The 23,133-nt window shown below is 42.6% G+C and carries 16 protein-coding genes and 2 pseudogenes; 9 read left to right on the forward strand and 9 right to left on the reverse strand.

Going from position 1 to position 23,133, the window contains the following annotated elements; translation table 11 throughout:
* The first annotated feature begins 245 nt into the window (after positions 1–245).
* Positions 246–1,040, forward strand: a complete 795-nt coding sequence (gene pflA, locus G3341_RS14260) for a pyruvate formate lyase 1-activating protein (RefSeq protein WP_154623617.1) — start codon at positions 246–248, stop codon at positions 1,038–1,040.
* A 37-nt stretch (positions 1,041–1,077) separates the two neighbouring features.
* Here pflA and G3341_RS14265 read toward each other — a convergent pair whose 3' ends face one another.
* On the reverse strand, positions 1,078–1,704 hold the full coding sequence (locus tag G3341_RS14265) for a LysE family translocator (RefSeq protein WP_163862653.1): 627 nt from the start codon (positions 1,702–1,704) through the stop codon (positions 1,078–1,080).
* Positions 1,705–1,739: 35 nt separating this feature from the next.
* A complete protein-coding gene (locus G3341_RS14270; protein WP_154623615.1) occupies positions 1,740–2,162 on the reverse strand; it encodes a DUF2000 domain-containing protein in 423 nt (140 codons plus the stop codon).
* A 168-nt stretch (positions 2,163–2,330) separates the two neighbouring features.
* Here G3341_RS14270 and G3341_RS14275 point away from each other — a divergent pair, with 168 nt between their 5' ends.
* Both G3341_RS14275 and G3341_RS14280 read left to right on the forward strand, forming a co-directional pair.
* Entirely contained in the window at positions 2,331–2,804 is a 474-nt protein-coding gene (locus G3341_RS14275) for an Lrp/AsnC family transcriptional regulator (protein ID WP_163862655.1), read from the forward strand.
* Positions 2,805–3,173: 369 nt separating this feature from the next.
* Positions 3,174–4,001 (forward strand): BPSS1780 family membrane protein, encoded by an 828-nt coding sequence (locus G3341_RS14280; RefSeq protein WP_163862657.1) that lies wholly within the window; start codon positions 3,174–3,176, stop codon positions 3,999–4,001.
* Positions 4,002–4,169: 168 nt separating this feature from the next.
* On the opposite strand, the gene serS is transcribed toward G3341_RS14280, so the two are convergent.
* The 6 genes and pseudogenes from serS to lrp form a co-directional block, all read right to left on the reverse strand.
* Positions 4,170–5,459 carry a serine--tRNA ligase gene (gene serS, locus G3341_RS14285; RefSeq protein ID WP_154623158.1) on the reverse strand — a complete coding sequence of 430 codons (1,290 nt, stop codon included), beginning with the start codon at positions 5,457–5,459 and terminating at the stop codon, positions 4,170–4,172.
* A 150-nt stretch (positions 5,460–5,609) separates the two neighbouring features.
* On the reverse strand, positions 5,610–6,953 hold the full coding sequence (locus G3341_RS14290; protein WP_163862659.1) for a replication-associated recombination protein A: 1,344 nt from the start codon (positions 6,951–6,953) through the stop codon (positions 5,610–5,612).
* 9 nt (positions 6,954–6,962) lie between these two features.
* Positions 6,963–7,583: an outer membrane lipoprotein chaperone LolA gene (gene lolA, locus G3341_RS14295; protein WP_154623160.1), complete on the reverse strand. Its 621-nt coding sequence runs from the start codon at positions 7,581–7,583 to the stop codon at positions 6,963–6,965.
* Positions 7,584–7,660: 77 nt separating this feature from the next.
* Positions 7,661–9,439, reverse strand: a pseudogene (locus tag G3341_RS20980) (DNA translocase FtsK); the annotation flags it as partial.
* A 1,548-nt stretch (positions 9,440–10,987) separates the two neighbouring features.
* Positions 10,988–11,500, reverse strand: a pseudogene (locus G3341_RS20985) (DNA translocase FtsK 4TM domain-containing protein); the annotation flags it as partial.
* Positions 11,501–11,954: 454 nt separating this feature from the next.
* Positions 11,955–12,449: a leucine-responsive transcriptional regulator Lrp gene (gene lrp / locus G3341_RS14305; RefSeq protein WP_004918089.1), complete on the reverse strand. Its 495-nt coding sequence runs from the start codon at positions 12,447–12,449 to the stop codon at positions 11,955–11,957.
* A gap of 541 nt (positions 12,450–12,990) precedes the next feature.
* On the opposite strand from lrp, the gene trxB reads away from it, so the two are divergent.
* From trxB to infA, 6 genes are all read left to right on the forward strand, one after another.
* Positions 12,991–13,953, forward strand: coding sequence for a thioredoxin-disulfide reductase (gene trxB / locus G3341_RS14310; protein WP_154623163.1), 963 nt, complete (start codon positions 12,991–12,993; stop codon positions 13,951–13,953).
* Positions 13,954–14,128: 175 nt separating this feature from the next.
* On the forward strand, positions 14,129–15,802 hold the full coding sequence (locus tag G3341_RS14315; RefSeq protein ID WP_163862661.1) for a DUF7057 domain-containing protein: 1,674 nt from the start codon (positions 14,129–14,131) through the stop codon (positions 15,800–15,802).
* A 376-nt stretch (positions 15,803–16,178) separates the two neighbouring features.
* On the forward strand, positions 16,179–17,945 hold the full coding sequence (gene cydD / locus G3341_RS14320; RefSeq protein ID WP_154623166.1) for a heme ABC transporter permease/ATP-binding protein CydD: 1,767 nt from the start codon (positions 16,179–16,181) through the stop codon (positions 17,943–17,945).
* Between the two features lie 2 nt (positions 17,946–17,947).
* Positions 17,948–19,690, forward strand: coding sequence for a heme ABC transporter ATP-binding protein/permease CydC (cydC, locus tag G3341_RS14325; protein ID WP_154623168.1), 1,743 nt, complete (start codon positions 17,948–17,950; stop codon positions 19,688–19,690).
* An 8-nt stretch (positions 19,691–19,698) separates the two neighbouring features.
* A complete protein-coding gene (gene aat / locus G3341_RS14330; RefSeq protein ID WP_154623170.1) occupies positions 19,699–20,400 on the forward strand; it encodes a leucyl/phenylalanyl-tRNA--protein transferase in 702 nt (233 codons plus the stop codon).
* Positions 20,401–20,540: 140 nt separating this feature from the next.
* Positions 20,541–20,759, forward strand: a complete 219-nt coding sequence (infA, locus tag G3341_RS14335) for a translation initiation factor IF-1 (RefSeq protein WP_004244560.1) — start codon at positions 20,541–20,543, stop codon at positions 20,757–20,759.
* A gap of 74 nt (positions 20,760–20,833) precedes the next feature.
* Here the strand turns inward: infA and clpA are convergent, their stop codons facing one another.
* Positions 20,834–23,119, reverse strand: a complete 2,286-nt coding sequence (gene clpA / locus G3341_RS14340; RefSeq protein WP_154623172.1) for an ATP-dependent Clp protease ATP-binding subunit ClpA — start codon at positions 23,117–23,119, stop codon at positions 20,834–20,836.
* Positions 23,120–23,133: the final 14 nt, after the last annotated feature.

Raw genomic sequence — 23,133 nt, forward strand, 5'->3', positions numbered from 1 at the left:
GAGCATCATAAATTAATAAAATAACTAAAAAGCCCCAACCATGGGGCTTTTTTAGAACTAAACCCGAATATTTTAAGCTATTGGTCACTGAAAGTTGTTTTCACATAATAAATAACCAATAAATCTACAGTTCAAATTATTAATGATGAATACCTTAAATAATTCGAGTTGTAAGTAAGCGGCCACTCAATAGCCTTACTCTCCGCCGCTTGAAGTATGACGGGTCTTTTTTTGGAGTTCCTGCTATGTCGACAACAACCAATACGATTCCAACCACAGATATCAGTACCACTTCACCGCCTGCAACTCTCGGGCGTATCCACTCCTTTGAGTCTTGTGGGACCGTTGATGGGCCTGGAATACGCTTTATTGTCTTCTTTCAAGGTTGTTTAATGCGTTGTTTATACTGCCACAACCGTGATACTTGGGACACTCATACTGGCAAAATGGTCACTGTCGAAGAGTTAATGAAAGAAGCTGTGACATATCGCCATTTTATGAATGCGAGTGGTGGCGGTGTAACGGCATCCGGTGGTGAAGCGATTTTACAAGCAGAGTTCGTTCGTGACTGGTTCCGTGCATGTAAAACACAAAATATCCATACCTGCCTTGATACTAACGGTTTTGTTCGTCGCTATGATCCCGTTATCGATGAGCTTATGGATGCCACTGATTTAGTCATGCTGGATTTAAAACAGCTTAATGATGAGATACACCAAACTTTAGTCGGCGTCTCTAATCATCGTACACTTGAATTCGCGCGTTATCTTGCCAAACGTAACCAAAAAACATGGGTACGTTATGTGGTTGTTCCAGGATGGAGTGATGATGACCATTCCGTACATCTCTTAGGTGAATTCACCAAGGATATGAAAAATATCGAGAAAATCGAATTACTTCCTTACCACGAACTGGGTAAACACAAGTGGGAAACCATGGGGGAAGAATATAAACTCGATGGTGTAAAACCACCTTCAAAAGAGAGCATGGAACGCGTGAAAAGTATCCTAGAAAGCTACGGCCACAAGGTAATGTATTGACAATAATGGCTCTACCCTCGCGTAGAGCCACTCTTATTTATTGTGTCTTGAGTAACATACCTATTGCAGCAGCAGCCATCATCAATGCCGTTCCTCTAAATATTATCCTTTGTGATCGTCTACTCGATAAGAACTGGCTCGCTTTCTTAGCCCCCAAAATAAATACCATTCCGACTAAAAGTAATATTGATAATGTAATCGGTATTAATATTGTGCTCCAAATTGTTATGGTAATCTCATTCAAAGAAATCACTAAAGGTAATATCGCCATATAAAAAGCGATTGTTTTTGGATTACTTAAGGTGATCATCAGCCCTGAAGCACCGATTATCGCGAATTGTTTTGTTGAGATAGAATCTGAAGTCTTTAATGGTTGAATATCCTGTCGCCATAATGAATATGCTAACCATAATAAATACAAGGCGGCTCCCCAATAAATAACATTAAAAATAATAGCTAAATAATCTGCGACCAAAACCAAGCCAAATATCGCAAACGAAAGATAAAGAATATCCCCCAATATTAATCCACTCAGTAGTGCGAAACCCATTACAACCCCTCCATTCAAGGTACGTGCGACGACGGCCGTCATTCCCGGTCCCGGAATAATGGCAGCAATAGCCAACGCACTCCCATAAGAGAGTAACTGTGTGATGCTTATCATATTATTAACCTATAGAAGAGTGGTGAGATAATCGCTTATTTAAATAACGATAAATTTCCCGTTAATTTATTTATCTTATTTTTTTTACCCACTAAACCAATAGCCGCTAATTGAATATCTTGATCTAGAGTACTCATTAATCTGAGCTTATACTCATCATAATTTTTACAGGACTGAGCAATTAGACTAAAAGGTAATAAATAAACATCTTCAATGTCATAACACTCTTTTTGTATTTGTTTAATTCGATCAGCAGAACCTTTTAATATTGGTAATGATGCTAGAATGACGCCGGGATAATGAATATTATCTGCACTCGCCAAATCTTGCCCTATCAGTTGTTCAATTTTATTCCCAATGCCAACACCGATAATACTTGCTGCATTCATAGCTAAGCCTAACGCTAAGTCTTGATTAATAATAATGGCACAACGATGAGTAGATACATCAAATTGCATACTTGCCTCTTTAATTCATAATGGGAAGTGACTTCATACGACAAGGTGTAATACGCGATAATTATGGCATCAATAAATAGAAATTTGTTGTCTATCTTATCTATAGTAGAGTAATAAAAAGAAATAATTGACCGATGATTCGCCAAATTAAGCAAGGAAATTCCCATTATGGCCATAGATAAGACAGAAATAAAAATTCTTCAGTTACTGCAAGATGATGCCCGCATCACCAATCAGGTATTAGCAGACAAAGTGGGTATGTCGGCCTCGCCATGCTGGCGACGAGTCCGTAAATTGGAAGAGGATGATGTTATTCAAGGCTATCGTGCTATTCTCAACCGTAAAAAAATTGGTTTAGGCGTGATGTTATTTGTCAGAGTAACAATCGATAGTCATAGCGAAACAGAAGCCAAAAAGTTTGAGCAAGAAGTCAGTGAATTAGAAAATGTGGTTTCATGCTACAGTATTGGTGGTGATGCGGACTTCTTATTACAAGTTGTCTCACATGATTTAGATTCCTATGCCGATTTTGCGATGTCAGTGATCCGCCGACTTCCGGGGATTAAGGAGATGCAAAGTATGTTCGTACTTAAAGAAATTAAGCCATTAGTTTCTTATCCCGTAACAACAGTAAATAGTTAACGAATATTATTACTGATAAATTTTTGTGAGTTGTAAAAACGGCTCACTTTTATTTAGCTTATTCTTCCTCATGTTTAAAATATCCGTGTAGACCTTTTGTCATATTTTTAGCACTAATACTCAAAAAATGCATAAAAAAGGATAAATATTTGTATAACCATCTAATAAAAACCCTATTCCCAACTCTTTACATTGAATTTTTCTTCCCAGAATAGTCTGCTTTGAATAAATTTTATTTAACTACATAATCATGCACGGCACACGGTACTTGAATAACTCAAGTATATTTTTATTTGTTATTTAAATTTTGACCATATTTCCATTAAAAACATTACACTTTCATTACACATTACGGGTTATTTTTCTATCATGAATAACGAAAATTTCGATTCCCAAAATGCACCTGCATCTTCTGTAAACAAACAAACCCCTATGGATAATTCTGTATTTCTCGCTGAGCCAAGAGCTGTTGATGCTGGCGAAGGAATTAATTGGATTAGCCAAGCATGGGCTATGGTTAAAGAAAAGTTAGGTATGTGGGTACTGATTAATATTATTTTCTTTGCTTTTATCTTAGTTCTTTCAATGATCCCATTGGTGAATTTCTTTGTGACTTTCGTAAGCCCAATTCTTATTGGTGGTATCATTGCTATCTGTGAAAAACAGCGTACAACAGGTGAAGTCGATATTGGTACCTTATTTGCTGGTTTCCAAACGAAATTTGGTGCTCTATTTGCTGTCGGCGCAATTAACTTTGCTGTGACACTCGTTGGTGGTTTTATTGCAACCATGATCGGGGGTACGGCATTAATGGCTGTTCTATTAGAAGCAGGTCAAGGTGGACAAATTTCACCAGAAGCTATCTTTGCTTTAGGTGGTTCATTCTTCTATATCGCCATCATTATGGCCATCACTGGTATCGTCGCTGCCGCAATGACTTGGTTCGCTCCTGCTCTTATCATGAACCATAATTTCAAAGTAGGTGCAGCGATCTCTGCAAGCCTAAAAGCGGTCAGTAAAAATATCCTTCCAGGTATTCTATTCTTTATCGTGATTACCATCATTCTGTTTGTTTCCGCAATCCCATTCGGATTAGGTCTTTTAATCACGATGCCTATCATGTGTGTTTGTTATTACACTTCCTACCGTAACCTATTCTTTGCACAAAATGATGATAAACAAAAATTAATTAACTAAGTTTATCCTCTTTCGCTTTGACTGAAATTAGAGGCTACAAATCAAAACCACCCACTCGGGTGGTTTTATATTTGAGCCTCTAATAGAATGCAAACGGGCAAATACCGTCAAAATAATAACGCCACTAAAAAGTGGCGTTATTATTTCTAGTTAATTTAACTCAATCAATTAGCCGATATATTCGAGGCCTTTCATGTATGGACGTAATACTTCAGGCACTTCAATACGACCATCTGCTAATTGGTAGTTTTCCAATACAGCAACTAATGTACGGCCCACAGCCAAGCCTGAGCCATTCAGTGTATGCACCAATTGAGTTTTCTTATCACCCTTACTGCGGAAACGAGCTTGCATACGACGTGCTTGGAAATCCCACATATTCGAGCAAGAAGAGATTTCACGATACGTATTTTGAGCAGGCAGCCAAACTTCTAAGTCATAAGTTTTACGCGAACCAAAACCAATATCCCCCGTGCAGAGGATCACTTTGCGATACGGCAGTTTTAGCAGTTGTAGAACTTTCTCAGCATGACCGGTTAGCTCTTCTAACGCTTCCATCGATTTTTCTGGATGAACCACTTGCACTAATTCTACTTTATCGAATTGGTGCATACGGATAAGACCACGCGTATCACGGCCATAAGAACCCGCCTCGGAACGGAAGCAAGGTGTATGCGCTGTCATTTTCAGTGGTAATGCATCTTCTTCAAGGATCTCATCACGAACTAAGTTAGTCACAGGAACCTCAGCCGTCGGGATCAACGCATAAGTGCTTTCTGCTTCTTCTTCCAGCGGCTTAGTATGGAATAGATCTTCACCGAATTTAGGTAATTGGCCTGTACCATAAAGCGTATCATGGTTAACCAAGTAAGGAACATACAACTCTTGGTAGCCATGTTGCTCAGTATGTAGATCCAACATAAACTGTGCCAGTGCGCGATGTAAACGAGCTATTTGCCCTTTCATCACCACAAAACGTGCACCTGTGAGTTTAACCGCAGCTGGAAAATCTAATCCGCCCGCTAGTTCACCGAGGCTAACATGGTCTTTAACCTCAAAATCATATTGGCGAGGTTCTCCCCAACGAGCCACCTCAACGTTATCTGAATCATCTTTACCATCAGGTACAGCATCATCAGGCATATTTGGGATGCTTAATGCAATATCACGGATTTCTTGTTGTAGCTTATCTAGTGCTACCTTCGCGGCATCCAATTTTTCGCCTAACTGATTCACTTCCTGACGTAAAGGCTCAATATCTTCACCGCGCGCCTTAGCGGCACCAATGGATTTCGATCGCGAGTTACGCTCTGCTTGCAGGGATTCAGTTTCAACTTGTAAAACTTTGCGGCGTTCTTCTAATTCACGCAGCTTTTCCACATCAAGGGTAAAACCCCTGCGAGCCAGTTTTTCAGCAACCGCGTCTAGCTCCGTACGCAGTAAATTGGGATCGAGCATGCTTATCCTGTGATTATTGTTAGTAAATATTGAAAGAGAGTATAACACGTTCCAGTATTATACCCTGTACACCTTCAAGTCGCTGGTGACCATGCGACTCAAAAAATTTTATAAAAAATCTTATTTTATAACCTTACCGCATTGCCCACATTAGCGATAGCGTTTTGTTGGGCTATTTTGATCCTGTTGCGCTAACCAGTTTAATTTTTCTGCTATTTTCGCTTCCAGACCCCGATTTGTGGGATGGTAATATTGGGTATGCTGCATTTCAGGTGGAAAATAGACCTCTCCAGCGGCATACGCATTCTCCTCATCATGAGCGTAGCGATATTCTTTTCCAGCTCCCAGCTCTTTCAATAGCTTTGTTGGGGCATTGCGCAAATGAGCGGGAACGTCATAGTCTGGTTGCATCTGTGCATCTGCCAATGCCGCCTTATAAGCGGTATACACCGCATTGCTTTTCGGTGCACATGCTAAATAAACAATGGCCTGAGCGATTGCTCGCTCACCTTCCGCAGGCCCTACACGGGTAAAACAATCCCACGCCGAAATTGCGACCTGCATTGCTCGAGGATCCGCATTACCAACATCCTCAGATGCTATTGCTAACAAGCGACGGGCCACATATAACGGATCGCCCCCCGCAGTGATAATACGCGCATACCAATATAAAGCAGCATCAGGAGCTGACCCTCTTACTGACTTATGTAAGGCTGAAATCAAGTCATAATAACGGTCGCCTTTATTATCGAAACGTGCGGCGCGTTCTCCACTGACTTCTTTTAACAATTCGGCAGTTAAAACACGCTGACCATGGCTATCACTTTCCGCCATATCCGCCATCATTTCTAGCAAATTGAGAGAGCGTCTTGCATCACCATTCACTAATTCAGCAATTAATTTACGAGTACTCTCAGGCAAAATAATATTTTGTCCACCCAAACCATGTTTTGTATCGCTCATGGCTTGCAACAACACTTTTTCAATATCACTGGCATCTAATGATTTGAGTAGATAAACACGTGCACGAGACAAAAGCGCTGAATTCAATTCAAATGAGGGATTTTCTGTTGTTGCGCCGATAAAAGTGATCGTGCCATCTTCAATATGTGGCAAAAAAGCATCTTGTTGGCTTTTATTAAAGCGATGTACCTCATCGACAAATAGAATCGTTCGACGCCCTGCATCACGGTTTTGCCGTGCTTTTTCGATCGATTCTCGAATCTCCTTAATACCGGATGTAACCGCAGAAATCCGTTCGATATCGGCTTGAGCATAGTGGCCAATAATTTCAGCTAACGTCGTTTTACCTGTTCCCGGAGGTCCCCACAAAATCATTGAATGTAGATGGCCAGCCTTAATTGCCCGCGGTAATGGTTTTCCCTCCGCCAGCAAATGTTGTTGTCCTATATACTGTTCAAGCACCTCTGGGCGCATACGCGCCGCTAGAGGTTGAAATTCATTTTGTGAAAAATCGAGTGATAGGTTACCCACTATTTCCTCTTATTGACCACCAGAGCGTTGATCATCGAGTGTGACACCTTTTGGTACAGTAAAGGTGAATTGACGCTTATCAACAGGCCCATTCTTTTGTTCTTTAAGTTGGTAGGCACTTGTTTGCCCATCTTGTTCAATCGCAGAAAACTTCTCAATGGTACCTTCAGGTGAAACGGTAATAGAAAAGCGTTTCAAAGTGCCATTCGTGAGCTTAGGCTTCAAATCAAACGTATTCCCCTGCTGAATAATCGAATACTGTTTCCAATCTGACGGATTATTGCGGGTAATTAATAAAAATGGCGTATCTTGGGTCGCATCTGCAAGATTTGTCACCGTAACTTGTTCTACAAATGGGTTGTAAAACCATAAGTTTTTACCGTCAGAGACTAAGACACTCTCATCAGGCGATGTCATATTCCAATTAAATAAATTCGGGCGCTGTAACCATAACTCGCCAACACCTTCTTGAACCAAATCACCTTCAGGGCTAGTGACTTTTTGAGAGAAGCTAGCATGAAAGCTATTGACCTTATTCAGACGTTCCTGAAGGTCTTTGCTGGCATCTGCCAGCACTGAGCCGATATGTAAACTTAGGGCTAATGCCCCCAATAACATCATTTTTTTCATCGAACAAAGACCTTTTATTGATACCGTAATAAGCACTACGCTTTGGCCATTGCGCTTGCAACAACCCACACTATAAATTAGTAATCAGCTTGCCGCGGAGAGAGTACCTCACGGTTACCATTATGGCCCGGCTCACTCACAATACCTTGTGTTTCCATCTGTTCGACAATTCGCGCTGCGCGGTTATAACCGATACGGAACTGACGCTGAACACCAGAAATTGAAACACGTTGTTTATCGACAACAAACTCAACGGCTTGGTCAAATAATGGATCGAGCTCCTCTTCCGCACTATCGTAGCCGCCTCCCTCATTTTCATCGCTGCATTTAGTGATGCTATCGATATATTGAGGACGCCCACGTGCTTTCCAGTCATTCACCACCGCATGCACTTCTTGGTCACGAACAAACGCACCATGAACGCGAACAGGAATCGATGAGTTAGGAGGTAAATACAACATATCCCCCATTCCCAGCAAGGACTCTGCACCGCCCTGATCAAGGATGGTTCGTGAATCAATTTTACTCGAAACAGTAAATGCAATTCGAGTTGGAATATTGGCTTTAATCAAACCAGTAATAATATCCACCGATGGGCGTTGTGTCGCCAAGACTAGATGAATACCTGCCGCACGTGCTTTTTGTGCAAGGCGAGCAATCAGCTCTTCAACTTTTTTACCGGCAGTCATCATTAGGTCGGCAAATTCATCAACCATCACGACAATATACGGCTCTTTTTTCAGCATGGGATGTTCCATTTCCATGCTATCGCTCGGTTTCCAATGAGGATCTGGAATGGGTCTTCCCATCTCCTCAGCGGCTTTAATTTTATCATTGTAGCCTGCTAAATTGCGCACCCCGAGCGCCGACATTAATTTATAACGGCGTTCCATTTCGTTGACACACCAACGTAATGCATTTGCAGCATCTTTCATGTCGGTAACAACTTCCGTCAATAAATGAGGAATGCCTTCATAAATAGACAATTCCAACATTTTCGGGTCGATCATGATAAAGCGTACATCTTCGGGCTTAGATTTATATAGGATACTGAGGATCATGGCGTTGACCCCTACAGATTTACCTGAGCCCGTTGTTCCCGCGACCAATAGATGAGGCATTTTTGCCAGATCTGCGATAACAGGATCCCCTTCAATATCTTTCCCTAACACCATGGTTAATGGTGATGAACTATGCCTAAATTGTTCGCAATCTAACACTTCTCTTAGATAAACGGTTTGCCGTTTCTCATTAGGTAGCTCAAGGCCTACGTAAGGTTTACCTGGGATAACTTCAACCACCCTGACTGCCGTTGTTGAAAGTGAGCGAGCAAGGTCTCGTGATAATGTCGAAATACGTGCGGCTTTTACCCCTGGCGCTAAATCCAGTTCAAATCGGGTAATAACAGGCCCCGGTGAAAAACCAACAACATCAGCTTTAACACGATAATCATTTAAACGCGCTTCAATCAATCTCGCCGTCTGCTCTAATGTAAACATATCCACAGGCTCTTCTTGAGCTGGAGGCGTGGTTAACAAGTCCAAAGAAGGCATTGGCGTTGTTGGTTTAGGCAACGGCTGATCATTACGCACCAAGAATGGGTGAAATAGACTATCTTGTTGCGGCTGTTGCGGCTGTTGCGGCTGTTGCGGCTGTTGCGGCTGTTGCGGCTGTTGCGGCTGTTGCGGCTGTTGCGGCTGTTGCGGCTGTTGCGGCTGTTGCGGCTGTTGCGGCTGTTGCGGCTGTTGCGGCTGTTGCGGCTGTTGCGGCTGTTGCGGCTGTTGCGGCTGTTGCGGCTGTTGCGGCTGTTGCGGCTGTTGCGGCTGTTGCGGCTGTTGCGGCTGTTGCGGCTGTTGCGGCACAACAGTATCAGTCCGGTAAGCAGCGCTGTCCAGCATTGGCGACACATTTTTTACTGTATTGTCGACTGGAGGTGTATTTGAGTTACTCGCCGTTGTTGTCGCGCTAAATGATGGCATAAACAGTGGATCCGCCGGTTCTTCATTAACCAGATCATTAACTGGAGAGAAACTATCCAGCACTGAAATATGTTCACTTAGGTCAAAATTCGGCTCAACGCTATCATTGGCTCTATCATGCTCTGACGGTTGAGTCGATAGGCCATTATCAGGCGTTGTCAATTGATGAGCCTGAGGCTCTACTTGCGTTGATGAGGTAGGCCAACGGTGCTCGATGTCCGGTTGAGTATAACGCGTAGCAACTGGCTCAATTTTTTCGCTCCTCGGTTCCGATGGCGTGATATCGAGAGGGATTGATGCATCATCGTCATGGCCACTATCTTCATCAACGCCATAACGTTCACGTTGCTGCTGCAAAAATTGCTCACGTAGCCTATTTTCTTGTTCGTTATCGTCATCTTGCTGCTGATTCTCTTCAGAAGAAGACCATTGCTGATAAACTTGCTCGCGTTGTAATGCTTCTTCCTTGCGACGCTGAAGCTCAGCATCACGCTGTGAAGGAATTCGAATACCATACAGCTCTCTACGCGTTGGCAGGCGCACAGGATTTGGACGAGGTAATTCAGGCTCTAAGTTTTGTTTTACCTGTGCATGGCGCTCCAGTGCCGCAACAGAAATTCCTGCTGCTGCTAATGCCGCAGGGTCGGCAACCCTATCAGACATCGATTGCCCATTTGCCTGAGATACGGCATCGCTTACCGGTGAAATAGGCATTGTTGGCTCAGGTGTATTTTGTGCACCCGACGGCCCCGAAAATGAAGAAAGTGTGTTCTGTTCAATCGGTGCTTGCTTTTGTTGTTCAGCTTGTTGCCAACTTAATGATGGCGATGCTGTTTGAGGTTGTGCATGATTTAAGGATTGCCAATCAACAGATTGTTCACGACTTGGATTCATTGAGTGAGTCGAAACATCATTGAGACTATTTTCAGGTTGCTGTACCGCGTGGCTTGGTGCTTGCGGATTTTCATTCGTTTTAAATTGAAAATCTCTATCGTACACAACTGGTTGATAATCGTCAGGCACTTCAAAGTGATATGCCTCTTGCTGCTCGGTGGCTGAAAATGAGGGTAAATTTTCATCCTCTGCTGCTAGGGATGAGGCCACCGGGGTATCCGTGTGTTCAGTCTGCATTGCCACGGGTTGTGTTGTCGCTTGTGGTTCATCCACGTCAACCGCGGCTAATTCACTAATTGTGGGTGAAGAAAATAATACATCGTCGCTATCCGCATCGAAATTTTCGATGGCCTGACGTTCAGCTTCTTGTGCCCGTTGCAAAGCATCTTCTGCTTCTTCCACGTCATAGTCTACAGTATCATCACCACGTGCACGGTTAGTCATCAGCGTAAGAGGGATTAGTACCGCAGCACCAATTTTTTCCGCTATCGTCAACCAAGACCAGCCTGTAAATAGCGTAAAGCTGATTGCCCATAGAAAAAGCAAGGCAAGTGTAGCACCTAATGCGTTGAACCATGGCATGATAGCGTTACTGAACACACTCCCTATCACGCCACCAGAAGAGAAATTGGGCAAATCATCGAAATTAAGTGCAGCGAGGCCACAGGATGATAAGATCAGTGCTAACCCACCAATCAAACGTAATGAGAGTGAGAAAAAGTCGATGTAACGACGCTGGCTTTCATAGCGATAGATGCTCCAGCAACCAAGCAACAATAACGGCGGGATGGCAAATGCAAGGATCCCAAAAGCAGAAAAGAGAATATCCGCACTCCATGAGCCAACACTTCCCCCCAAGTTTTTAACTGGCGCATTCCATGTGGTCTGTGACCAGCTCGGGTCTGAAGGGTTGAAACTCAACAATGCGACCATTAAGAATATGGCACTCAAACAAATGGCCAGCAAAATGACTTCGAGTAGTCGTCTGCCGCTACTGAGTTTTTTAAATCGAATGTGTTTGTCTTCTGTATATTCTTGGCTCATTACTGTTTCTTTACTGACTAATGATGTCACCCATGTCGAAACGAATTCATCGGAATTCGCTATGATGATAAGCACATTGTGAAAGCCATTCTAACACCAATCACCGTCTTGTGCGTGACTTGTTGCCACTATGGCAAACTAAACAACTATAGGCACTGCAAGATGCAGTATTTCATCTTACAGTTGATGATTCAATTTCTATTTGATGTTAAAAATCTTAATTATTTATAGCTTTAATATCAATAGATTGAAACTAGAACTTGCGGTTATCTAGGGTATTTTCAGAAAAAATCATATCAACAACGCACGGCGTGACTGAAAGTGGATGGAAAATTACTTAAAAAGAGAGAAAATCCAACATCAAAAACGGAACAACGCTGAGTAAACTCAGCGTTGAAACAGCAGTGCGGCAACAATCTGTTATGTTGCCCAGAAATGAGACTATCGAAGATAGTTAGCGCGTTTTAATAACCAGACGGTTACTTTGCTTCACTTCTTCCATAACTACATATGTACGCGTATCGTTAACACCTGGTAGACGCAGCAGAGTCTCACCGAGTAGCTTACGATAAGCGGACATATCAGGCACACGCGTTTTCAACAAATAATCGAAGTCACCAGAAACTAAATGACATTCTTGGATCTCTTCGAGTTTTTGCACCGCGGTATTAAATTGCTCAAACACATCTGGTGCACCACGGTTTAAGGTGATTTCAACGAAAACCAGTAGTGATGCGTCTAAATAGTGAGGGTTCAGTAGTGCTGTATAGCCAGAAATAAACCCTTGTCTCTCCAAACGACGAACACGCTCCAAACATGGCGTTGGTGACAACCCCACACGCTTAGACAATTCTACGTTTGAAATACGCCCGTCTTTCTGTAGTTCGTTTAGAATATTCCTATCAATACGGTCGAGGTCTTTTCCAGGACGCTTTTTATTGTCAATCATCTCTTTATCTCTCTTTCTCTAATTGTTATTTCCCACACCTATAAAACAGCACCATCCTCGCTCATACTTTATTTATTAGGTATTCGTGTTCAGGAGCAAATTTTATGCGCAATGCTGAGATCGACGTGAACGGAAACCCTGTTCACAATGATTACCTGTTTGTTAAGTTATAAGTGTTGTAAAGTTAACTTTCCGTCTAGAACAAAAATGCACCGTTTACATTGGTTCACTAGATAATTAACTCTTACATAGATGTTTTCGCAAATGCACAGCCGATTGTCAAAGCAAATGAATAAAAATCAGTACAAGATTTCGCTTTTTTTTCTATTCAAACGTTTCGCTAGCCGGATTCAAGAATATTCCTAAAAATCCGCTTCCCCGATGTTACAATACTTGCCATAGCAAATTTTTACTTTAATCACTATTATCTATCGCAAAAATAGCCCAGTTACAATTTACTTAGTATTTAAATCACTTTTTTTAGCTAGCCAATTCTCCTACAATCCCATTATTGCTATTTTTAATTAAAAATGAGGTATTCATGAGCACAGCCATACATCGCAAGTTAATCATTTTGGGTTCTGGCCCTGCCGGATACACAGCTGCCGTCTACGCTGCTCGTGCCAATTTAAGTCCCGCACTGATTACTGGGGTGGAAAAAGGTGGTCAGTTAACCACAACAACCGAAGTTGAAAACTGGCCGGGTGACCCTGAAGGCCTAACAGGTCCAGGTTTGATGGATCGTATGTATGAACACGCGACCAAATTCCAAACAGAAATTATTTCTGATCACATTAATAAAGTTGACCTCAAGCAGCGCCCTTTCCACCTCTTTGGTGATGAAAAAGAATATACTTGTGACGCTTTGATTATTGCGACAGGTGCATCTGCGCGCTATATCGGCCTGCCTTCTGAAGAAGCCTTTAAAGGCCGTGGCGTATCCGCTTGTGCAACCTGCGATGGTTTCTTCTATCGTAACCAAAAAGTTGCCGTTGTTGGTGGTGGTAATACTGCTGTTGAAGAAGCACTTTATCTGTCCAATATAGCCTCAGAAGTTCACTTAATTCACCGCCGTGATAGCTTCCGCGCTGAAAAAATCCTAGTTGACCGTTTAATGGACAAAGTGAACAACGGTAATATTATCCTGCATACTGACCGTACACTGGATGAAGTTCTCGGCGATGATATGGGAGTAACAGGCGTTCGCTTACGTAATACAAAGAGCGATGAAACTGAAGAACTGGACGTAATGGGCGCATTTATTGCCATCGGCCACAGCCCAAATACGGGTATTTTTGATGGCCAGCTAGATTTAGAAAATGGCTATATTAAAGTGCAGTCCGGTACTCACGGGAATGCAACACAAACCTCTGTTCCTGGCGTCTTTGCTGCGGGTGATGTTATGGATCATATTTATCGCCAAGCAATTACATCAGCGGGTACTGGCTGTATGGCCGCACTTGATGCAGAACGTTATTTAGATGGTTTAGCGGATAAAAAATAATATTAGCCGAGTATCAACACCATTAGGCACCTTAAACTGGTGCCTTTTTTATTTCTATCTCTCATTCAAATTCATCGAAACATCCGTTTTTTTCAGAACAAGTTCAATAGGTATTTGATGCCTCCAATCTATAATGAACTCATCGCCAATATACGCTTCTACTAAAGGGAACCTCATGGGTCAGCAAACACTGAAAGAATCAGTTAGTCGTTACGCCTATCTTTTTGTTGCCCTACTTGCCATTGTGCAAGCAACGATTATTCTTTACTCAACGAATTATTCAGTACAGCAAGAGATTGGCTTAAGTGAACAATATTTTTATTTGTCATTATTACTCGCGATTTTTGTTCCTTCTGCCACCAGTTACTTATTTACCCAAGTTAAAGCAGGCGTTTTCTATCTTAATATTTTGATCATCATTTTATTAACGATTTGGATCAGTTTATGGCAGGCTAGGCACTCAGCATCAAGCAGCGATGCCCACTTCTTTCTCGCATTTTTGACATTAACCATCCTGTTTTTCGTCTTACTGCCTTGGATGCAAATGCGTCAATTTTCTGGTACATGGCAGATCAATTATGCCTGTTTGATTAGTTTCTATATCAAAAATACGCTATTAGGCATACTGGCCTCAGTGATTGGCGGATTACTGACCGCACTCATTTTACTGGCCAGTTTCTTATTTCAAACTGTTAACTTATTTTTTTTGCACGATATATTGAGCCATGAATTTACCTTATGGTTAAGCTTTACATTAGGCTTTAACATAGGGCTGATTTTTTTACGCTCCAACTTTGAGCTTCAATTAAGTCATTTCGTAAGTTATATCGCCCGCTTCTTCTTGATCGTTTTACATGTTATTGCCATTGTATTCGTGATTGGCCTTCTCTTTTCATCTTTTACGGAACTGAAATATTCAGATTTTGGTTCTATCACGCTATTGTGGTTTTTACTCCTCAATATTATTTTAATTAACCTAACTTATGGCGATGGTAGTTATCAATATCAGCTCCCTTCATGGCTAACCCCGTTTATGTTATTGAGCATTCTTTTGCTGAATGTTTTCTCCTTCCTATCACTCTACGGTATTTTTATTCGTGTCAATCAATACAGTTGGAGTGTTGAGCGTTTATATGCCTCTACAATCGCACTCTTTTTCACTGCTGTTGTTTTAGCGTATAGCGTTGTGGTGATCCTCAAAAGGCAACGTTGGGTACTAACATTAGGCACCATTAACAAAGTGGCACTCTTAGGCTTAATTGCCACTATTTTGCTCATTAATAGCCCTATTTTTGATTTCCAGCGGATAACATTAAATAGCCTATTAGCCGGTGTTGAAAAGGGGAAAATTGAAGTTAACCCAATGCTTGCCCGTGATTTAGGTCAATTAGGTCCCGACGGTAAACAAGCCTTAGCACAATTAAAATTGAATCCAGACTATAAAAAACAGCTTGAAATGGTGATGCCTTATGACGAATCCAGGAGATCACTCAAAGATGTGTTAGTAATAGCGAAAAACAGTGCAGATTTGCCTGATAGTTGGTGGAATATCAGTGATAAATCATATGAATGGTACTGTACTGCAAGTGTTGAGCCTAATAACTGTCTTGGTTTTATGGCCGATGTCAACCAAGATGGGCGTGATGACGTTGTGATGTGTTATGCATATAAAGAAAGCAATTATTTTGATTGTCTTATTTGGCAGCAAAAAGAAGAAAATTGGCTCGTTGTGGATACACAAACACACCAGTATGATTCGTCAGAATCGCTAAATACGGCTTGGAATAAACTGTTAAATGGGCAATTTGGCTTAGCACCTAAAGAATGGCGTCAAATTGTGCCAAAATAATCAAGTTAACACTGGAGGTAATAGCAATACTGATAAGTAAAGCTATTACCTACTATTATATTTATTCCCAATTAAATATGATGGAATTGCTTAGGCTCCCCTTAACTTCATATATCAATGGCACGATTAGAGGATACCGATAAATTATTTATTCATTCTCTTGATTTTAATTTCAAATAACCGTCGATTGTTCTTTACCTTTATAAAACATATCAATAACAATTATCTGGGCTGTTTTAATAACACACTTTTATTATGCAACATATCGCAAAGAAGCTGTTATGATAGATAAAAAATTCCGTTATGCTGTAACCTATCACTTATTTTAGCTAGCGGCACACTCTCAATATAAAACTATACCTGCACACTGATCATTATGGATAAAACAAGACAGACTGAATTGGTACGTTGGTTAAAACAGCATAGTACATCGGCAAAACGCTGGTTACGCATTTCTATGCTATTAGGCGTTGTTAGTGGCCTGCTCATTATCGCTCAAGCATGGTTCTTAGCGGTGATACTGCAAGCACTGATTATGGATCATATCCCTCGGGAACAATTGGTTACCCCCTTTGTACTGCTCCTTATCGTATTTGTATTACGTGCGCTCGTAACCTTAATTCGAGAACGTGTTGGCTTTCGTTGTGGGCAAGTCGTACGCCAAGAAGTTCGCGCTATGGTCTTGAATAAGTTGCAACAATTAGGTCCTGTGTGGGTAAAAGGTAAACCCGCGGGGAGTTGGGCAACGATTGTTCTCGAACAAATCGAGGATATGCAAGAATACTATTCACGCTACCTACCGCAAATGTATCTGGCAAGTATCATTCCAATGATGATCCTGATTGCCATCTTTCCATTTAACTGGGCAGCGGGTTTGATACTTTTTGCGACAGCGCCATTGATTCCCATTTTTATGGCGCTGGTCGGCCTTGGTGCGGCAGATGCCAACCGTCGTAACTTTATTGCGCTAGGTCGCCTCAGTGGCAGCTTTTTGGATCGGTTACGCGGGTTAGATACTTTGCGGTTATTTTTCCGTGAAAAAGCAGAGGTTCAACAAATTCGGGAATCAACCGAAGATTTCCGTTCACGAACCATGGAAGTACTCAGAATGGCGTTCCTCTCCTCGGGGGTGTTAGAGTTCTTTGCTTCTATTTCAATTGCTATCGTTGCCGTCTATTTCGGTTTTTCTTATCTCGGCGAGCTAAATTTTGGTAGCTATGGCTTACCTGTTACCATGTTTGCGGGTTTTCTTGCCTTAATCCTGTCCCCTGAGTTCTTCCAACCGCTACGCGATCTGGGCACCTATTATCATGCGAAAGCACAAGCAGTAGGTGCGGCCGAAAGCCTCGTGACCTTGTTAGAAAGCGATGGCGAACAGGTAACCGAAACAGGCAATAAAACACCGCTCGATCAACCTATTCGCATCCAAGCCGAAGGATTAGAAATTTTTTCTCATGACGGCCAACGTCTTGTCGGCCCTCTCGATTTTATTATTGAACCACAACAACGCGTTGCCATTGTTGGGCAAAGTGGCGCGGGGAAAAGCTCTTTACTTAATCTATTGTTAGGGTTTTTGCCTTATCAAGGTTCAATTAAAATTAACGGTGATGAACTGAACGAGCTTTGCCATGAAAAATGGCGAGTATTCATTGGCTGGGTTGGGCAAAATCCGCATTTACCTGAGCAAACACTCGTCGAGAATATCTGTTTAGGTAAACCGAACGCTTCAGCAGCAGAGATACAACAAGCAATGGATGACGCTTATGTCTCAGAGTTTCTTCCTATGCTACCTGATGGCTTAAATACCCGTCTTGGAGACTATGCGGCACGATTATCGGTTGGGCAAGCACAACGTGTTGCGGTTGCGCGTACACTGTTAAAACCATCCCGTATTTTATTGCTTGATGAGCCTGCCGCCAGCCTTGATGCACACAGCGAACAACGCGTTATGCATACTCTAAACCAGCTAGCGCAAAAGCAAACGACAATTATGGTCACCCATTTGCTGGAAGAAACCGTTAATTATGACCAAATTTGGGTGATGGCAAATGGCCAAATCATTCAGCGTGGCAATTATGCAGAACTGAGTCAATCCGCTGGGCCATTTGCCCGTTTATTGACCCATCGTAATGAGGAGCTTTGATAATGCGAGTTCTATTACCTTTTCTGGCACTCTATCGCCGTCATTGGTTTCTGATCCTACTCGGCATGATCTTAGCCATCGTGACTTTACTTGCCAGCATCGGGCTCCTCACCTTATCTGGATGGTTCTTAGCAGGCGCGGCTATTGCCGGCTTCCCCGGTATTTACTACTTCAATTATATGCTGCCTGCTGCTGGAGTGCGAGGCGCCGCAATTTTCCGGACAGCAGGACGTTATGCTGAACGATTAGTCAGCCATGACGCGACATTCCGAGTATTGGCACATTTACGTGTTTTCGCCTTCAGCAAAATATTACCCCTGTCACCAGGCGGAATTAGTCGCTTCCGTCAAGGCGAGGTGCTTAACCGCTTGGTTGCTGACGTGGAAACCTTAGACCATCTGTATTTACGTGTGCTATCACCTATTTTTGCCGCTTTTGTGGTGATCTTCGTCCTGATTTTTGGTTTGAGCTTCCTTGATCCTCGCTTAGCGTGGACACTTGGTTGCATCATGCTCTTGTTACTGTTTACATTGCCATTCGTATTTTACCGAGCAGGCAAGCCTATCGGTCAAGAACTGACGCATTTACGCGCGCATTATCGCACAGTGCTCACATCGGCCTTGCAAGGGCAAGCTGAATTGACCTTATTCGGTGCCCTTCCCCGTTTTCGTAAAACATTGTCTGATATTGAAAGTCAGTGGCAAGTACGTCAACAACAGCAAGCTAGCCTAACGGGGTTATCCCAAGGGATTATCCTGTTTGCTTCCGGCTTTACTGCAACACTCTTGTTGTGGATGGCAGCAGATCATGTCGGAGGGAACACAAACCCTGGTGCGTTGATCGCTCTATTTGTGTTCTGTGCATTAGCCGCCTTTGAAGCCTTAGGGCCTGTGGCCGTTGCATTTCAACATATGGGCCAAGTGATCGCTTCAGCGGAGCGAGTATCTCAATTAATCGATGCCAAACCTGAAGTCACCTTTCCACAAAAAGGTTTATCGCTACCTCAATTGGAAAGCCTTGTCGTCGATAATATTTCTTTTACTTATCCTGAGCAGCCTTTCCCTGTTTTAAGACAAGTGTCACTTTCACTAAAACAAGGCCAACATATTGCTTTATTGGGTAAAACAGGTTGCGGCAAATCGACATTATTACAGCTATTAACCCGAGCTTGGGATGTTGATAGTGGTATGATCAACATTAACGGGCAGGATATCCGTGACTATAGTGAGCAAGCTCTACGTGCGATTATGTCTGTCGTTCCACAAAGGGTGCATATCTTTAGTGATACGCTACGTAATAATTTACTTCTTGCGAATGATAAAGCGACCGATAAGCAACTTAATGAAGTTCTACAACAAGTCGGCCTCGGCAATTTGCTTGAGAATGAACAAAAACTTAATGCATGGATGGGTGAAGGCGGTCGACAATTATCAGGTGGGGAGCAACGTCGTTTAGGTATCGCTCGCGCGCTTCTACATGACACGCCATTAATTTTAATGGATGAACCCACTGAAGGACTTGATGCACAAACGGAACAACAAATCCTTTCGTTGTTGAAAGAGAAATGTGCCGAGAAAACACTGATTGTCATCACGCACCGTATGCAAGGCATAGAACAAATGGATGCCATTTGCGTGATGGATAACGGTGAAATTATTGAGCAAGGCTCGCATCAAGCATTATTAGCGTCAAAAGGACGTTACTTCCAGTTTCGTCAACGCCATTTGCAACAACAGGTTCTGTGAGGCACATCATGTACCAACTCGATGATGACTCCTATTTATTCCCGCCAGTGCATGAAGCCATGCGGGAACCTAATGGCCTGTTAGCAATAGGCGGCGATTTAGCACCTGAACGGCTTAAGGCTGCTTATTATGATGGTATCTTTCCTTGGTTTAATCCCGGTGAAATGCCATTGTGGTGGTCGCCTGACCCCCGAGCTGTTTTAATGGTGGGTGAATTGCATATTAGCCGTTCAATGAAAAAATTATTGAGAAAGCAAAAATATCGCATCACCATCAACCATGCCTTCAACGAGGTTATTGAGGCGTGTGCTATCCGTGAAGAGGGAACATGGATTGTGCCTGAAGTTTGCGTTGGTTATCAGGCTCTACATCAACAAGGGGTCGCACATTCTGTCGAAGCTTGGTATGGTGAAGAGCTGGTTGGCGGCCTATATGGCGTGAACCTAGGGCACCTATTTTGTGGCGAATCTATGTTCAGTAGAATGAATGATGCATCCAAAGTTGCTTTTATTACATTCTATTTTCATTTTTTGCGCTATAATGGGCAGCTTTTTGATTGTCAGGTACTTAACCACCATACCGCCTCATTAGGCGCAAAAGAAATATCCCGTCGGGATTTTTTACATATTCTTTATCGGTGGCGTAACAAAGCGATTGATCCCGCCTGCTGGTTACCGCAATCGATTGAAATACAGTCATTATTCGAATAGCGAATTCTGGCTTTAAGCTATTTTATGCCCACACTGCTCAAGAAAAATCGCTTTAAAATGCGACATTTCTTTACTTAGTGAGGGTTTTTGGGCATTATCTTGCCCGTTAAAAATCATGGTTATTAGACTTAGAGGATTAGATGGCCAAAGAAGACAATATTGAAATGCAGGGCACAGTACTCGATACCCTGCCAAACACAATGTTTCGTGTTGAACTGGAAAATGGTCACGTAGTGACTGCCCACATTTCTGGAAAAATGCGTAAAAACTATATCCGCATCCTGACAGGCGACAAGGTAACTGTAGAGTTAACTCCGTACGACCTGAGCAAAGGCCGTATCATTTTCCGTAGCCGCTGATTCTATCTCTTCAGGCAAGGCCTGATACAGCCACAGGTGGTGTGCTATTGCACAACACACCTGTGGTCTATTTGTCAGAATACCGCATCCTCCGGAGAGGCCTTGTGCACGCTACTGAAGCTATATGTCAGTGTGTTGCTTTTTTCATCAAGCCCGATACTCACCGAGCCACCATTAGTTAGCGAACCGAATAACAACTCATTTGCTAATGGTTTTTTCAGGTTATCCTGAATAACACGTGCCATGGGTCGGGCTCCCATTGCCTTATCATAGCCTTTCTCACATAACCAGCGGCGAGCCGCTTGGCTAACCTCAATAGACACCCCTTTCTCATCCAATTGTGCTTGAAGCTCGACAATAAATTTATCCACCACCTGAGTGATAATCTCAACCGACAATGAGTTGAACCAAATAATGCCATCAAGGCGGTTACGGAACTCAGGCGAAAAGACTTTCTTAATTTCAGATAAGGCGTCAGTACTATTATCTTGCTCAGCAAATCCAATAGAACGGCGTTGTGTTTCTTGAACCCCCGCGTTAGTCGTCATCACAATAATAACATTACGAAAATCCGCTTTGCGCCCATTATTATCAGTCAGAGTACCGTGATCCATGACTTGCAACAGGATATTGAACACATCTGGATGTGCTTTTTCAATTTCATCCAGTAGCACTACTGAATGAGGATGTTTAATCACTGCATCCGTTAATAAGCCACCTTGGTCAAACCCAACATACCCTGGGGGAGCCCCGATCAAACGGCTCACAGTATGTCGCTCCATGTATTCGGACATGTCAAAACGCAATAATTTAATATCAAGCGCTTTAGCTAACTGCACGGTAACTTCTGTTTTACCAACACCTGTTGGACCTGCAAACAAGAAAGAACCAACCGGTTTATGCTCTTGGCCTAAACCAGCACGACTCATTTTTATCGCTTCAGTTAACGCTGCAATCGCATCATCTTGCCCAAACACCAACATTTTTAAACGGGCATCCAAGGTTTTCAAACGCTCTTTATCACTTGAAGAAACGGTTTTTTCTGGAATACGCGCAATACGTGCAACCACAGATTCAATTTCAGGCACACCGATTGTTTTCTTGCGCTTGCTGGGTGCGACTAAGCGAGTCCTCGCCCCTGCTTCATCGATCACATCAATTGCTTTATCAGGTAAATGTCTATCCGTAATATATTTAACGGATAAATCAACTGCCGCCTGAATCGCTTTCGCGGTATAGCGAACATCATGGTGAGATTCGTATTTTGGTTTTAACCCATTAATAATACGAACGGTTTCTTCTGCTGTAGGCTCTACAATATCGATTTTCTGAAAGCGGCGTGCAAGCGCTCTATCTTTTTCAAATACATTGCTGAATTCTTGATAGGTTGTTGAACCAATCACGCGAATCCGGCCGCCTGACAGTAATGGCTTGATTAAGTTTGCGGCGTCCACTTGTCCACCAGACGCTGCGCCAGCACCAATGATAGTATGGATTTCATCAATAAAAAGAATGCTTTTACTGTCTTTTTCCAACATTTTCAACAGTGATTTAAAGCGTTTTTCAAAGTCACCACGGTATTTAGTCCCTGCCAACAAAGCGCCAATATCGAGTGAATAGATAGTGCAGCCTTTCATCACTTCAGGTACATCATTTTGCTCGATACGCCATGCAAGCCCTTCCGCTATCGCGGTTTTCCCTACGCCTGATTCACCGACCAACAATGGGTTATTTTTACGACGGCGGCACAGAACTTGAATGGTTCTTTCTAGCTCGGCCTGACGCCCCACCAGAGGGTCAATATTGCCTTGTTTCGCCAATTGATTGAGGTTCGTCGTAAAGTTATCCATGTGATCATCGGAAACAGGCTGCTCTTCATTGCTAACTTGGCTATTAGCGGCATCTTGCTCAGATTGCGCTGGGTTTTCGCCTTTAATGGTGCCATGAGAAATAAAGTTAACAACATCTAAACGGCTTACGTCATGTTTACGCAATAAATAAGCGGCTTGTGATTCTTGTTCACTGAAGATTGCCACAAGAACATTGGCACCACTCACTTCATGACGCCCAGATGATTGAACGTGGAAAACAGCGCGTTGTAGAACACGCTGAAAACTTAAAGTGGGTTGCGTATCACGATTATCATTTTCAGGTAACAGTGGTGTCGTTTGCGCAATAAAGTGCTCAAGCTCTTGCCTCAAGACAACGAGGTCAACTTTACAGGCATCCAATGCTTCACGCGCTGACGTGTTACTTAATAATGCCAGCAACAGGTGCTCCACTGTCATAAATTCGTGTCGATTATCTTTCGCTTTTGCAAATGCGACGTTCAGACTAAGCTCCAGTTCTTGATTGAGCATAAGCACCTCCCAAA

This window comes from Providencia vermicola (assembly GCF_010748935.1).
In the GTDB taxonomy this organism is placed as follows: Bacteria; Pseudomonadota; Gammaproteobacteria; order Enterobacterales; family Enterobacteriaceae; genus Providencia; species Providencia zhejiangensis.

Coding starts and splice junctions, on each gene's coding strand:
- serS (WP_154623158.1), bottom strand. CDS start 5,459: ATGCTCGATCCCAATTTACTGCGTACGGAGCTAGACGCGGTTGCTGAA.
- G3341_RS14275 (WP_163862655.1), top strand. CDS start 2,331: ATGGCCATAGATAAGACAGAAATAAAAATTCTTCAGTTACTGCAAGAT.
- G3341_RS14270 (WP_154623615.1), bottom strand. CDS start 2,162: ATGCAATTTGATGTATCTACTCATCGTTGTGCCATTATTATTAATCAA.
- G3341_RS14265 (WP_163862653.1), bottom strand. CDS start 1,704: ATGATAAGCATCACACAGTTACTCTCTTATGGGAGTGCGTTGGCTATT.
- clpA (WP_154623172.1), bottom strand. CDS start 23,119: ATGCTCAATCAAGAACTGGAGCTTAGTCTGAACGTCGCATTTGCAAAA.
- lolA (WP_154623160.1), bottom strand. CDS start 7,583: ATGAAAAAAATGATGTTATTGGGGGCATTAGCCCTAAGTTTACATATC.
- G3341_RS14315 (WP_163862661.1), top strand. CDS start 14,129: ATGGGTCAGCAAACACTGAAAGAATCAGTTAGTCGTTACGCCTATCTT.
- infA (WP_004244560.1), top strand. CDS start 20,541: ATGGCCAAAGAAGACAATATTGAAATGCAGGGCACAGTACTCGATACC.
- aat (WP_154623170.1), top strand. CDS start 19,699: ATGTACCAACTCGATGATGACTCCTATTTATTCCCGCCAGTGCATGAA.
- G3341_RS14280 (WP_163862657.1), top strand. CDS start 3,174: ATGAATAACGAAAATTTCGATTCCCAAAATGCACCTGCATCTTCTGTA.
- lrp (WP_004918089.1), bottom strand. CDS start 12,449: ATGATTGACAATAAAAAGCGTCCTGGAAAAGACCTCGACCGTATTGAT.
- cydD (WP_154623166.1), top strand. CDS start 16,179: ATGGATAAAACAAGACAGACTGAATTGGTACGTTGGTTAAAACAGCAT.
- trxB (WP_154623163.1), top strand. CDS start 12,991: ATGAGCACAGCCATACATCGCAAGTTAATCATTTTGGGTTCTGGCCCT.
- cydC (WP_154623168.1), top strand. CDS start 17,948: ATGCGAGTTCTATTACCTTTTCTGGCACTCTATCGCCGTCATTGGTTT.
- pflA (WP_154623617.1), top strand. CDS start 246: ATGTCGACAACAACCAATACGATTCCAACCACAGATATCAGTACCACT.